Origin of the sequence: Pseudomonas sp. Leaf127 (assembly GCF_001423155.1) — a bacterium.
Lineage (GTDB): Bacteria > Pseudomonadota > Gammaproteobacteria > Pseudomonadales > Pseudomonadaceae > Aquipseudomonas > Aquipseudomonas ovata.
Window position 1 is genome coordinate 1 of record NZ_LMOA01000008.1, and the last position, 12,608, is coordinate 12,608.

Sequence of the window (12,608 nt, forward strand, 5' to 3'; positions counted from 1 at the left end):
CCCAAGGCCACTGGGCGTCCTTCGTACGATCCCGCCGACCTGCTCAAACTCTATCTGTACGGCTATTTTCAGCGCATTCGTTCGTCGCGGCGACTTGAGGCAGAGTGTCGGCGCAACGTGGAGGTCATGTGGTTGTTGGGTCGACTGGCACCTGACTTCAAAACCATTGCTGATTTTCGGCGCGACAACAGTGCCGCGTTCACCGCAACCTGTCGTGCCTTCGTCCGATTCTGCCGACAGGCTGGTCTGATTGCCGGCGAGTTGGTGGCCATCGACGGCAGCAAGTTTCAGGCGGTCGCTTCCAGCCGCAAACACCTGACACCGAAAAAACTCCAGGACCGCGAAGCGGCGCTCGACAAGAAAATTGCGCGTTACCTGGCGCAACTCGATGAAGCGGATTGCGACGAAGAAGGAGAGTCGATCGACCGCTCAGCGGTACAGGCAGCGCTGGCCGGGTTGCGGGTAAAAAAGGCCAATAACCAGACCTGCCAAGTGCTGATGCAAGCTCAAGGTCTGGCTCAACACGTGGTTGGTGAGTCCGATGCGCAAAAAATGCGAACGGCCTCCGTCCCGCTGGTGGCTTACAACGTTCAACGTGTTGTGGACGCGAAGCACTGCCTGATTTTGCACCACGAAGTCACTCAGGAAGGTACCGATAACCGCCAACTCGAACCGATGGCCAAGGCCGCTAAAGACGAGCTGCAGCAATCAAAACTCTGCGTCACAGCGGATGCAGGTTACTCCAATGGCGCCCAGTTCCAGGCGTGCGAGGACGCGGCGATCACTGCTTTTGTTCCACCGAACAGGGCCAACAACCCTACCAGTGGTGAGGAGCAGTACTTTGACCGGACAGACTTCAGCTACGACAAAGATACCGATCAATATCAGTGCCCTGCTGGCAAACCACTGACACTTAAACAGCTGAACAAAGGCGATCGAATCTACCAGGCGGCCATCAGCGACTGCGGGAAATGCCCGCTGAAAAGCCGCTGCACCAAGGCTCAGCGTCGCTATCTGATGCGCCATGCCCATGAAGCGGCGTTTGAGCGAATGGAACAGCGGATGAAGGTCCATCCCGAGATGATGGTCAATCGCCGATCCATCGTTGAACATCCCTTCGGCAACCTGAAGCACTGGATCTTCGGCAATGGCCGGTTTTTGCTGCGCCAGTTGAAGGGGACTCGCGCAGAAATGGCGCTAGCGGTACAGGCCTACAACTTGAAAAGGGCTATCCAGGTGCTGGGAGCACAACAGCTGATAGCGCTGATGGGCTGAGAGGCGCTGTATTTTTTACATTCCAGAAAAGCAAATGCCCCGACAAGTCGGGGCATTTGCTTTACGCCGCCGCAAACTGCGTTTTCACACGGTCTGTACGGCCGTACTTTTTGTGCCTGCCATTCCGAGAACATGAGCAAAGCCAGGACGACATCGAACGCCCGGCACCGAGGCATTGAGCAATGGCCAAAGACATCGAACCCCCTGCACATCCACCAGCCAACTCAGCGGCGATCTGTGTGAGCTGTGGGCGCAACAAAGAAGACATTCGGAAATGGCGACGCATGAACCGACCGGAGAAAATGGCTGCGGTGCAGCGGGCTGATCAGCGGTTGAAGAGCCTTAACAAGAAGAAGGGCTGAGCAAGATGGATTGGCCGATGTGAGACCTGCTGCGGTCTGCAAGACTTCGCTAAAATCTCTGGCCTCTGACACTGACATACCGCCACCCTTACCAGCTACTGGACAATCCATGCACACAAAAAGCCTGGCCCTCTCATTTCTCATTACCCTACTGGCCATATTCCAAGCCAATGCCGCAGACAAAACCTGCGCCGAAGCCATCGGCCAGAAGCGCGCCGAGATGCTGGTCAAGCAATGCATCAACGTATCCCCCGCCACCCGCCCGCCATGCAACGCGGCCAACAGCTGCGCGCTAATCAACAGCGAAGTCGAACGCGGATGCGGCCTTCTAGGCGATGACGCAAACACGCCGGGCTACTGCCACTTCAAACTGACCAAACCGGAGACCGTGCAGGGTGCATTGATTACTGGTGGCGGCATCGATGACTACAGCATTACTGTGCTGGTCAATGACGGTCGACGGTTTAGCGCCTATTGCGATGGCAACTGCGGTGACTGGTTTACTGCCGAAGACGAAGGTGAGGCAAGCTTGTTACCGGCCATGATTGGCAAGAACGTCAAGGTTACCGTTGCCAGCGAACCCAACAACGAGCGCATCGCCGGGCCTGCTGCGGATGACACGCTGATCTTTGTAAAAAAGATCGAGGTCGTGAAGTGATAGCGGCGCGCTAGAATCTCAGAAACTCTGGTTTGAGCAGGGTGATATTCAGAACTCTCTTTCAACACGACCGAATTCGGAGCCCTCATGCCTCGCAGTACCGGACTGGACCCAGCACGCCTCCCAGACATCGCGACGCTGCGCCAACGAGCGAAAGCCCTGGCAATGCTCGACGCAATCCTTTCACCTGAATGGGAATACCGGTACTACAGCTTTGACGCACGCTGGAATGAAGGCGAGGAAATGGCCTCCATGCGAAACGGTTCGGGTGATGACTGGTTTCTGCTCTTTGGACCGTTTGGCGCAGCAATCAAGGGACTGGCTCACGAATCGTCCTTGGCAGGCGATCCGAGCCTGACAGCCGCCGTTAAAAGCCAGGTGCCGGAGACGTTCGCCTCATTTCTGAATGAGCCTGCATTCAGCATGGATGAATTGAGTTACTGCTATTGGAAAGGCGCAGAGGACTTGAGCTGGCAGAAGGCGGAGCACGGCAACACGCTGGCTACCGGTGTTGACGATGGGTCCACAGAGTTCCTGTTACCTCTGATAGAACCCGCGTCCGCCTATGTAGACTTCGCCAGTGAGTACTACGAAATCGAAGTGCCGCTCTCGGCTGTTGAGCTTATCTACGAACAGGGTGTTCTGACTGAGAGCCTGGTGAAGTCGCTCAATCCCGACTTGAGTTTTGCCGAGGCCAAAGTATTCGCAGCCGAAATAGGCTACCCCTGCGCGTAGCCTGACTCGATACATCCAGCCAGAAATACAACCTGCATAAACATTCCAACCTGCACTACAGCCCAATAAAACCCCGCCACCTGAAAAGGCAACGGGGTCCACACAACACAAGCAACACGCCTGACGCCGTCAGGCCAACGGCCCTTACGTCTCCCCTACTTCCGTGCTCATTACCGGCCACTGATCCAGCACCTGGTCTAGCGTCAGGTGCGCCTGGGTGATCAAGTGCATACCGGCCATGGCCAGGTGGCGTGGCGGGCCTTGCAGGTTATCGGCGCTCTCATAGACCGTGGTGGTCGCGCAGCGCAGCAGTTCCACGGCATGGGCCAAGCGGCATTCAAGGAGGCTCAGGGTAAATTCGAGGGTGGGTGGATCGGGGACGATCTTTTTCATGGGTACAACTCCAGTGAGACCAAAAGAGTCGTCACCCATTGCCTACCAAACGCTGGGTGGCGACCGTGCACAAGTTGGTAGGACCGGTCACTGGCGTCCGGCGCGCCCGAAGGCGCCAAGCACACGGCCGCCATAAAACGCAGGCCGTAGAAAAGCGCCTCGCTAGGCGGGCGCCTTGCGTCAGTGAACTTCAGGCCTACCAAACCTGATCGCTGGATTTACAGCGACGTTCGGAGGGTAGTGACCGAAATTGACGAGCGCAAGCGGTCGGGATTTTCTCGGAAATTTCCTTCAATAGAAAGAGAAGCGTCTTGCTATCACCTGTAGAACCTAAGAAAAATCTGACAGCTTCAGGCGCCGATGCATGACATAGCGCCATCCGATTTCCTCAACCGGCTTCCTTGCCCAAACTCCGTATTTTGCTTAAGACACCGTCAAACCTGAGGCAGGCAGTTTGCAGGCGATTGCGATGGCACAGACCTAATAGCGTGCGTGAAGCCGCTGCCAAGCAAATCATCACTCTGTAAAGTAATCACTATCAATCTGCTTCACTTCATAAATCTGCTTAACACTCACGCCCAGGTTGTTCTCGACCATCAGGCGCGCCAACTCAATTCCGTCGATCAGCACCACTTTAATATCCAGCCCCAGCGCTGCAGTACGAGCCCCTTCCGAGAATTCTGAAGTAGTGATAAACACACCCTTACGCGCACGCTGGCGGGTCAGTGCGCCTATAAACTTGTCTATCTCTGGGCGATGCACGGTGTTGGTCCAGCGTTTGGCCTGCAGGTAGATCACATCAAGGCCGAGCTTGTCTTCTTTGATGATGCCGTCGACACCGTCATCATTAGTCGCCTGCGTCGCCTTCCCCGCTTCCTTGCGCGAACCGCCGTACCCCATGGCGATCATCAGATCGACCACCAGTTGCTCAAAGAAACTGGGAGTGGCTACCCGGACTTGTGCAAGCAGTTCGTCGGCAAGGGACTGCATCAACGCCTGATGCGCCTCGGTCAGCTGTTCGTCCGGTGTGGTTTCGGCAATCTCAATGTTATCAACGCTCAGTACGGCAGGTGCCTCGACTGTTTGCGACTTGGCAGTATGGAAGTCTGCGAATTCCGGAAACTGCTTTAACCACCTCACGGTTATGCGCTGCGGACCACTGGCCAAGGCGTCAAGGCCACGTGGGGTGATTTGCACCAGCCCTTTGGACGGAATGCACAGTAACCCTGCCTTGTTTAAATAAGTGCGCGCCCAGCCCACGCGGTTGTTGATGACGGTCTGATGGCCGGAAGGAAGACGCTCTTTGAGTTCATCTTCGGTCAACAGGAACTGCTCAGCCACCCGCTCACGTAACTCATTGAGCGGCAGCGGCGTACCGTTCTGAACCGCGCTCAGCACAGGGCGCATCACGCTTTGAAAATCTGGAATTGCCACCGTAACTCCCTGATCCTGATGGTCGCTTTGGACATCTTGTAGGACTTATCTACTTTTTTGAGCTTCTGCCAAAGATTGCCACAGCACCTGCGATCTTGAATGCACCCAAAGCACTTCTACTTTCTACTTACGCAACAATTCATGCCTGAAGCGCGCCTCCAACGACGGTATTTCCAGCAGCACGTCTTCGTCCTGCCACACGTCATAGGAACGTTTTGTCTCGATATTGCCAGCCATAAAATCATCGTCGACCGGAGTATCTTCATCGATCTCCTCATACAGCGACGATGTGTAGCCCTTGATCCATAGCTTGCGTTTCTCGGCAGTGATCACATAACCGGAGGTGTATTCACTGCCGGCCAGGCGAACAGGTTCTGCCGTTCCCTTGCGGCTGAGCGCCGTGATGGCAATGACCAGGTGCGCCAATTCGTCCATGTCCGGACAAACGAACTCATGAAGGGCAGGCCAGAATTCCATGTCGGCATCAGAGGCTCGCCACCCCTTGTTATCGTTGACCTCGGTGATGTCCTCGTAAGGATGCGAGTGGAACGTGCCGATCAACTCCAGTTGCGGCCAGTATTCCCCGAAGAAATCGCGTTTCATCGCAATGGATTCGAAGTCGGGGCGCACCCAATGGGTATGCCGCAGGGCCGAGGTTTCGACGGTGGCGACCACTGCGACCAAGCGTGCCGGAAGGCCCTTGCGTACAGGCAGCGCATACCCCCACAGCAAGCCGAAGGTTTCGAGACTCTTGTTGCTCCGGCCTCGCTCATGGGCTTTGTGCGACACCTCATAAGCTTCGATGGCCGAAGTCAGCAGTTGCGGCAGGACATGATCCTCGATGATGACTTGTGTACGCACGTGCTCCTCCCTGGGAATGCATGACGGCCTGCGGCGCTGCGCCAAAGCGCGGTTAAAAAACCCGTACATAATAGCAAATCGCCTGACATCGACCTGGGTCGGGAATACTGGCTTTGAGGCAATTGCGCCGCCAATAAAAACCCCGCCACCTCTCCAGGCAACGGGGTCCACACAACACAAGCAACTCGCCTGACTGCGTCAGGCCAACGGCCCTTACGTCTCCTCTACTTCCTTACTCATCACCGGCCACTGATCCAGCACCTGGTCGAGCGTCAGGTGCGCTTGAGTGATCAAGTGCATGCCGGCCATGGCCAGATGGCGTGGCGGGCCTTGCAGGTTGTCGGCGCTCTCATAGACCGTGGCGGTGGCGCAGCGCAGCAGCTCCACGGCATGGGCCAGGCGGCATTCAAGGAGGCTCAGGGTAAATTCGAGGGTGGGTGGGTCGGGGACGATTTTTTTCATGGGTACAACTCCGCTTATACAGATGGAGCCGTTCACCCATTGCCTACCAAACGCCGGGTGGCGGCCGTGCACAAGTTGGTAGGACCGGTTAGCGGAACCCGGCGCGCCCGAAGACGCCCTGCGCACGGCCCCCATAAATTGCAGGCCGAGAAAAAGCGCCTCGCAAAAGGTGGCGCCTTGCGCCGCTAAACCTCAGGCCTACCAAACCTGATCGCTGGATTTACAGCGACGTTCGGAGGGTAGTGACCGAAATTGACCAGCGCAAGCGGCCGGGATTTTCTCGGAAATTTCCTTCAATAGAAAGAGAAGCGTCTTGCTATCACCTGTAGAGCACAGGAAAAATCTGACAGATTCAGGCGCAACCAAACACTGTTCACTGGCGCTTGGCTATGAGCAACATGTCGCTAAAAATCCATTTCAAGAACACGTTATGCGTACATGTCGCCGCCAGCGACATGAAAGCACCGCGCAGTGTTCAAGCGTTGCAAGTTCGCGCTTCTCACGCAAAACAAAACCCCGCCACCTCTCCAGGCAACGGGGTCCACACAACACAAGCAACTCGCCTGACTCTGTCAGGCCAACAGCCCTTACGTCTCCTCTACTTCCTTGCTCATCACCGGCCACTGATCCAGCACCTGGTCTAGCGTCAGGTGCGCTTGGGTGATCAAGTGCATACCGGCCATGGCCAAGTGGCGTGGCGGGCCTTGCAGGTTATCGGCGCTTTCATAGACCGTGGCGGTCGCGCAGCGCAGCAGCTCCACGGCATGGGCCAGGCGGCATTCAAGGAGGCTCAGGGTGAATTCGAGGGTGGGTGGGTCGGGAACGATCTTTTTCATGGGTACAACTCCAATTATGACTATGGAGCCATCACCCCTTGCTACCAAACGCAGGGTGGGGGCCGCGCACAAGTTGGTAGAACCGGTAATTGGCAACCCGGCGCGTCCGAAAACGCCATGCGCACGGCCCCCATTACCGAGGCCGTAAAAGCCTCGTCAACGGTTGCACCTTGCGCCAATTGACCTCAGGTCTACCAAACCTGATCGCTGGATTTACAGCGACGTTCGGAGGGTAGTGACCGAAATTGACCAGCGCAAGCGGTCGGGATTTTCTCGGAAATTTCCTTCAATAGAAAGAGAAGCGTCTTGCTATCACCGGTAGTGCCCAGGAGAAATCTGACAGATTTGGATGTCGGTGTATGACATGGGAGTCATTCGGTGCTGTGAGACAGATCCAACAGATGCGCTGCTCTTACTGGCCTCATCGTCGGATCGCCGCCCGGGTCAGAGCCTTCTCCCACATCGACCGCGTTGGCTTTATGAACACGTGATTTACAGGCATCATCCCTGCACGCCTGCCATCCGCTTCCAGAGTCCCCACGCCATGCCCCAGGAAAAAATCGATCTCCTCCGCCTGCAAAAGCCTATCCGCGACGAGATGAACGACCTGCTCCGCGCGCTCAATGCCGCCAGCACCCGCGAGGACATTGAAGCCGAGCGCGCCATTCAGATCGAGTCGATCCAGGCCCTGCAAAACACCAAGCGCCTGCGCCCGGCGGATGCCGAAGCGCTGTTCATCATTTTCGATGACGCGGCAGAGGCGAAACTGGAAAACCTGCCCTGACGGTTGTGTAGCCCTTCAGCAGGACGGTGGACCTGTATTCCCGGCCGAGAGTCGCTTGGCGCCGTCATTGCCGTGCGTCCACGAATCATCACCGCCAACACGCCGGATCCTTCATCGCTCGTAATAGAACTTGGCGGGATAGTTGTAGTTGCGTTCCCGCTCCGCGCACCATTCGGGGAAGTCGCCTGTGGGGTTTTCCGAATAGGCTTTCCAGTCTGTGATAAGGCGATCGAAATACTCCACTTCACGTGTCAGGTGAGCCAGCGCTTCGGGATCGGGGGCTTTGGCGATGTAACTTCGGGCAAGATCCACGGCTGAAGTCGCCTCGTCAACGCTGCCCAGGAAGACCGATTCGTCAAGATGATGGGTGGCGTGGTCAGCCCATCCCAGCGCGAAGTCGATCAGTACCTTGCGCACGGGTAAATCGTCGGGGCACATGGACAGTGCTCGTCTAAGCAGTGCCGGATCACGGTTGAGTAGTCCGAGCCATCGCACGGGCAAGGCTGCTTCTGCATCCTCCTCCATCCATGCCCCCAGCGTCGGCAGCAGAAACCGGGCGGTGAGCGGCTGTGTCAGAAACTGATGGGCTTGCGAGGTGCGCGAATTGGCTTCGAGGATTTCGATGGCGGCGCGACGTGCGGTGGCGCTGTCAAACGAACGGGATGCGACGAGAAACTGTTCAAGTGCAGCAAAGGCTTCGCGACGTAGCCCTTGTTCGCGATACCGACAATAGCTCGCCAGTGGTTTCAGATCGGCCTGGGCATCGAAGCTTTGTGCAAGCGCCAGAAGGCCTTCGAAGTTGTCTTTGTTCCAGTAATACACGGTAGTCAGCCCCGATAAGTGCAGCGTCGAACCTATACTCCACGAGCGTTGCAGGCAAGCTGGAAGCCCTGTCTCATTAAATGGGTGCTGCTGCCAAGCGCCTGAGCACCGCAGCGAATTAAAGGGCATTAGCCATGGAAATAGATCATATTTTTGTTTGCGTGAAGGATGAAAATCACGGCGCTGAGGCCCTGAAATCCCTCGGGCTTGTTGAGGGAACGCCCAACGTGCACCCAGGCCAGGGCACTGCCAACAGGCGGTTTTTCTTGCGCAATGCGTTTATCGAGCTGTTGTACCTCACTGATGAGTCAGAGGCTCAAAGTGACCTGACCGCGCCCACCCGACTCTTCGAACGCCTCACCTGCGCAGAGGGGGCCGCGGCCCCCTTCGGGATTTGCTTCAGGCCCTCCATCGCCGGCGAGAAACCCATGTTTCCTGTCTGGGCGTATCGGCCTGTTTACCTACCCGCTGCACTGAGCGTCGATGTGGGGCATGCGCCTGTATCGGAACCCATGTGGTTTTTTCTGTCGTTTGCCAAGCGGCCCGATGAGGCGCCGAGAGAGCGAGCGCAGCCGTTGGAACACCCCAATGGCTTTCGCGACATCACGTTTGTGCGCGTGACCACGCCCAGCCGCCAGGTGTTTTCTACCGCTGCCAACTGTGCCAATCAGCTTAAGGGGTTTGAGATGGTTCAGGGTGATGAGCATTTGATTGAATTGGAGATCGATCATGGTGCAAGCGCGCAGACCATCGATTTGCGTCCAGAGCTGCCGATGATTATCAACGGGTGAGGCAGTGACATCACCGTGATGCACTGAATAGCGCTGCCGCTAACTAAAGCGCGTGGATACGTTAATCGACCAGAACTTCGTGCCATTCGCTGTAGCGAGGCCACGCCACTCATATTTCAAGAGCGCGCTTTGATGAATGCCACCCACCAAGCCTTGACCCAGGCTTACAAGCACATTCTGTCTACCCTGCCGCTGCATTGGCTTGATCGCAGCCAGTCCCACACACCCGAGTTTGCAAAGCTTTCAGGGCTGTTTCTTCCCGGGGCATCGCAGGCCTACGAACAAGCCTCCCGACGCATCATGGTCGTGGGGCGGGAAACGCGGCGCTGGAACATTACCAACAATGAAGTGCCATTTATTGACCTGGATGAATACATTCAAAGAGCCATGGCCAAGCAGCAGGCTTGCTTGACGCAATACATGTCAAAACCCAAAGACAAAGGCGCCAGCTTTTTTAACCTGCTTCGTGCGCTGGCCGCCGATCATGGGAATGAGGGTATCGCTTGGGCCAATTTATTCAGTTTTGCCTGGGATGGAAAATCGCCGATGCGTTGGCCGAAATACCGTGAACTTGAGGCGATCTCTATGCAGCTATTAAAAACCCAGGTCGACATCCTCAAGCCAGACATCATCATTTTTGCCAATGGTGCCAGCAGCGCCAAAGCTCGCCGAACGTATTTTCCGCATACCGGTGAACACAGCGTATGCACTCAATTGGCTGATTATCGTGAACAAGGGATTGCCAAGGACCAACTCTGGCAGTTTTGCCTGAACGGGAGCATTCAGTGTTACCGCATCCAGTATCCAAGCAGTATCAGCAAGGCCTCCAGAGAGGCACGGCAGTTTTTGCTGGAGCGGGTACTGCGCAAGGACGTTGTCGAGGCTTGAGGTGTGAGCAACTTCACGACGGCTGCGCAGCCGGTCGAACCCGGACAGAGCGCGCTCCTTGTCTGTGTTTGCCGTGAGATAGCGAGGCGACATGCGTAGGCGGGTCTGCTAAGGACGCCTTGCTGACGCCCCTGTACAATCACCGGTTTCCGGCATTCGAGGGCTGTTTCCCCATGCAGTCGCTGCTTGAAACCTTTCACGACAGCGCCCTGGACCTGATGGCTTGCGGTGCGGCTGTGGAACCATGGCTAGGCCAGTTCGCCCTTTTCCTGCAGTCTCGTCTGCCCGGCTCGACCGTCGGCATCAGTGTGCTCGACCGTCCTGGCCGTACGTTCCGTCACTCGACCTTCCCGGCGCTGCCACGCGCCTTCAGCGAGCGTCTGGAAAACAACATTATCGTCACCGACCGTGGCACCTGTGGTCTGGCGATCTTGAGTGGGCGACCGATCGATGTACCGGATGTCACCGCCGATGCGCGCTTTGCGCCGCAATGGACCGCCTTACTGCAGCAGTATGGGCTGACGTCCATCCTGTCGACCCCGGCGCTGGACGTGGAGAGTACGCCGCAGGGCTGCATTGCAGTGCTGCATGCGGTGGCCACGCCGCTGGATGCCGATCAGCACGCGTTGATTCAAGCCGCAGCCACGCTGTGCGCCAAGGTGTGTCGCTACAGCCGTACGCGGGAGTCGCATCAGTTGCTGATCGGTGAGCTGGAGCACCGGATGCGCAATATCTTTGCCGTCATCGGCGGTGTGGCGGATGTGACGCTGAAAAGCAACCCGGAGCCGAAGGGGTTCAGGGAGGCGTTCGGCAAGCGGCTGGTGATGATGCACCGTGCGCATGCGATTGCCATGAGTGCCGATGAAATGGATCTGGGCACGCTGCTGCACGAGGTGCTGGGGCCTTATGCCGGCCATTTCGATATCCAGTGCCAAGGACCGGCGATGCAGTTGGTGCCGGAGGCGGCTTCGGCGCTGGCTCTGGTGATCAATGAGCTGGCCACCAATGCAGCGAAATACGGCGCGCTTTCGGTGCCGGGCGGGGTGTTGCAGGTGCAGTGGTCTGTTGCGCCTGAGGATGGCCGGGCGGAGCCCGTGTTTGGCATGGCGTGGATGGAAAGTAACGGGCCTTGTGTGGCGCCGCCGGCGCGCAAAGGGTATGGCACGGCGATGATCAATGGCAGCCTGCGCAATGCCTTTGAGGGGGCGGCAGTGCTGGCGTATGAGCCGGCGGGGTTCCGGTGTGAGATCAGGGCGCCGTTTACGGAGCGGCTTGGGAAGCGCGCAAGCCTGTAAATTACTGCACCTGTGCCGCCGTCGTGGCGGGCCAGCGTCAGACCGTGCTCAGTCAGCACACTATACGATTACATGAAGTCATGATCTGGAGACTGATCACCCCCCGGATCAATGGAGCACACAGGCAACCCTCATGGAAAAAACAATACGGCTCGCCACGGTTGAAGACATCCCTGCCATTTTCGAGATTCGAACCGGTGTGCGGGAAAACCATCTTTCTTATCAGCAGCTGGCTGACATGGGGATTACCCCGCAGACCATTCAGCAGGCCCTTGCCGAGGCGCCCTGCGCGTGGGTGGCCGAGGTGGCGGGTGTGCCGGTCGGTTTTTCCATGGCGGATGTCGAGGACGGCTGCGTGTTTGCGGCGTTCGTGCTGCCTGGGTTCGAAGGCCATGGGCTGGGGCGTGCGTTGGTGGAAAAGGCCGAGGTGTTTCTGTTTCAGGATCACGAGGTTCTGTGGCTGGAGACGGCTGAGGCAAGCCGGGCCAGTGGTTTTTATCGGAGGCTTGGCTGGCAGGCTGTGAAGAGCTTGCCGGAGGGGGATGTGCGTTTTGAGAAGCGTCGGATGTAGCGGGGTGCTGGTCATTGAGGCGGGGGTTTGGGTTTGCCGTCAGGGTCAGGTCTCTGTTGCGCCTGTGCCGTAGTCATCGCGGGCAGAGCCCCCTCCCACAGTTTCTGAGCGGGCTCGGGAATCGGGTTGTGTCAGTGGCACTTTCAGGGCAAGACCAGGCAGGTATCTGTTGCGCCTGTACGGCAGTCATCGCGGGCAGAGCCCCCTTCCACAGGTTCTGAGCGGGCTCGGGGATCGGGTTGTGTCAGTGGCATTTTCAGGGCAAGACCAGGCATCGATCTGTTGCGCCTGTGCCGTAGTCATCGCGGGCAGAGCCCCCTCCCACAGTTCTGAGCGGGCTCGGGGATCGGGTTGTGTCAGTGGCATTTTCGGGGCAAGGCCAGGCATCGATCTGTTGCGCCTGTACGGCAGTCATCGCGGGCAGAGCCCCCTTCCACAGTT

The 12,608-nt window shown here is 57.4% G+C and carries 14 protein-coding genes and 1 pseudogene; 9 read left to right on the forward strand and 6 right to left on the reverse strand.

Annotated features, from left to right (window positions below; translation table 11 throughout):
- The 4 genes and pseudogenes from ASF84_RS07100 to ASF84_RS07110 form a co-directional block, all read left to right on the forward strand.
- Positions 1–1,275, forward strand: a 1,275-nt coding sequence (locus tag ASF84_RS07100; RefSeq protein WP_056836689.1) for an IS1182 family transposase, incomplete at its 5' end; no start/stop codon positions are given.
- A gap of 182 nt (positions 1,276–1,457) precedes the next feature.
- Positions 1,458–1,637: pseudogene (locus tag ASF84_RS28400) on the forward strand (DUF1289 domain-containing protein).
- A gap of 109 nt (positions 1,638–1,746) precedes the next feature.
- Positions 1,747–2,295 (forward strand): hypothetical protein, encoded by a 549-nt coding sequence (locus ASF84_RS07105; RefSeq protein ID WP_056836691.1) that lies wholly within the window; start codon positions 1,747–1,749, stop codon positions 2,293–2,295.
- 87 nt (positions 2,296–2,382) lie between these two features.
- Positions 2,383–3,030: a hypothetical protein gene (locus tag ASF84_RS07110; RefSeq protein WP_156684169.1), complete on the forward strand. Its 648-nt coding sequence runs from the start codon at positions 2,383–2,385 to the stop codon at positions 3,028–3,030.
- 144 nt (positions 3,031–3,174) lie between these two features.
- Here the strand turns inward: ASF84_RS07110 and ASF84_RS07115 are convergent, their stop codons facing one another.
- The 5 genes from ASF84_RS07115 to ASF84_RS07135 form a co-directional block, all read right to left on the reverse strand.
- A complete protein-coding gene (locus ASF84_RS07115; protein ID WP_056836695.1) occupies positions 3,175–3,423 on the reverse strand; it encodes a DUF6124 family protein in 249 nt (82 codons plus the stop codon).
- A gap of 516 nt (positions 3,424–3,939) precedes the next feature.
- A complete protein-coding gene (locus tag ASF84_RS07120) occupies positions 3,940–4,857 on the reverse strand; it encodes a restriction endonuclease (protein WP_082481414.1) in 918 nt (305 codons plus the stop codon).
- 123 nt (positions 4,858–4,980) lie between these two features.
- On the reverse strand, positions 4,981–5,718 hold the full coding sequence (locus ASF84_RS07125) for a hypothetical protein (protein WP_056836699.1): 738 nt from the start codon (positions 5,716–5,718) through the stop codon (positions 4,981–4,983).
- A gap of 213 nt (positions 5,719–5,931) precedes the next feature.
- Positions 5,932–6,180, reverse strand: coding sequence for a DUF6124 family protein (locus ASF84_RS07130; RefSeq protein ID WP_056836701.1), 249 nt, complete (start codon positions 6,178–6,180; stop codon positions 5,932–5,934).
- A 587-nt stretch (positions 6,181–6,767) separates the two neighbouring features.
- On the reverse strand, positions 6,768–7,016 hold the full coding sequence (locus ASF84_RS07135; protein ID WP_056836701.1) for a DUF6124 family protein: 249 nt from the start codon (positions 7,014–7,016) through the stop codon (positions 6,768–6,770).
- Between the two features lie 544 nt (positions 7,017–7,560).
- Here ASF84_RS07135 and ASF84_RS07140 point away from each other — a divergent pair.
- On the forward strand, positions 7,561–7,800 hold the full coding sequence (locus tag ASF84_RS07140; RefSeq protein ID WP_056836703.1) for a hypothetical protein: 240 nt from the start codon (positions 7,561–7,563) through the stop codon (positions 7,798–7,800).
- Positions 7,801–7,911: 111 nt separating this feature from the next.
- On the opposite strand, the gene ASF84_RS07145 is transcribed toward ASF84_RS07140, so the two are convergent.
- Positions 7,912–8,622, reverse strand: coding sequence for a hypothetical protein (locus ASF84_RS07145; RefSeq protein ID WP_056836704.1), 711 nt, complete (start codon positions 8,620–8,622; stop codon positions 7,912–7,914).
- Between the two features lie 134 nt (positions 8,623–8,756).
- Here ASF84_RS07145 and ASF84_RS07150 point away from each other — a divergent pair, with 134 nt between their 5' ends.
- The 4 genes from ASF84_RS07150 to ASF84_RS07165 all read left to right on the forward strand — a co-directional run bounded on the left by ASF84_RS07150 (position 8,757) and on the right by ASF84_RS07165 (position 12,167).
- Entirely contained in the window at positions 8,757–9,413 is a 657-nt protein-coding gene (locus ASF84_RS07150) for a VOC family protein (protein ID WP_056836706.1), read from the forward strand.
- Positions 9,414–9,545: 132 nt separating this feature from the next.
- A complete protein-coding gene (locus tag ASF84_RS07155; protein ID WP_056836708.1) occupies positions 9,546–10,301 on the forward strand; it encodes a hypothetical protein in 756 nt (251 codons plus the stop codon).
- A gap of 119 nt (positions 10,302–10,420) precedes the next feature.
- Entirely contained in the window at positions 10,421–11,596 is a 1,176-nt protein-coding gene (locus ASF84_RS07160) for an HWE histidine kinase domain-containing protein (RefSeq protein WP_236709383.1), read from the forward strand.
- 133 nt (positions 11,597–11,729) lie between these two features.
- Positions 11,730–12,167 carry a GNAT family N-acetyltransferase gene (locus ASF84_RS07165; protein ID WP_056836710.1) on the forward strand — a complete coding sequence of 146 codons (438 nt, stop codon included), beginning with the start codon at positions 11,730–11,732 and terminating at the stop codon, positions 12,165–12,167.
- Positions 12,168–12,608 lie beyond the last annotated feature (441 nt).

Bases quoted from the DNA above. Each gene is read 5' to 3' on its own strand.
- ASF84_RS07105 (WP_056836691.1), top strand. From the start codon at position 1,747: ATGCACACAAAAAGCCTGGCCCTCTCATTTCTCATTACCCTACTGGCC.
- ASF84_RS07110 (WP_156684169.1), top strand. From the start codon at position 2,383: ATGCCTCGCAGTACCGGACTGGACCCAGCACGCCTCCCAGACATCGCG.
- ASF84_RS07115 (WP_056836695.1), bottom strand. From the start codon at position 3,423: ATGAAAAAGATCGTCCCCGATCCACCCACCCTCGAATTTACCCTGAGC.
- ASF84_RS07130 (WP_056836701.1), bottom strand. From the start codon at position 6,180: ATGAAAAAAATCGTCCCCGACCCACCCACCCTCGAATTTACCCTGAGC.
- ASF84_RS07135 (WP_056836701.1), bottom strand. From the start codon at position 7,016: ATGAAAAAGATCGTTCCCGACCCACCCACCCTCGAATTCACCCTGAGC.
- ASF84_RS07140 (WP_056836703.1), top strand. From the start codon at position 7,561: ATGCCCCAGGAAAAAATCGATCTCCTCCGCCTGCAAAAGCCTATCCGC.
- ASF84_RS07150 (WP_056836706.1), top strand. From the start codon at position 8,757: ATGGAAATAGATCATATTTTTGTTTGCGTGAAGGATGAAAATCACGGC.
- ASF84_RS07155 (WP_056836708.1), top strand. From the start codon at position 9,546: ATGAATGCCACCCACCAAGCCTTGACCCAGGCTTACAAGCACATTCTG.
- ASF84_RS07165 (WP_056836710.1), top strand. From the start codon at position 11,730: ATGGAAAAAACAATACGGCTCGCCACGGTTGAAGACATCCCTGCCATT.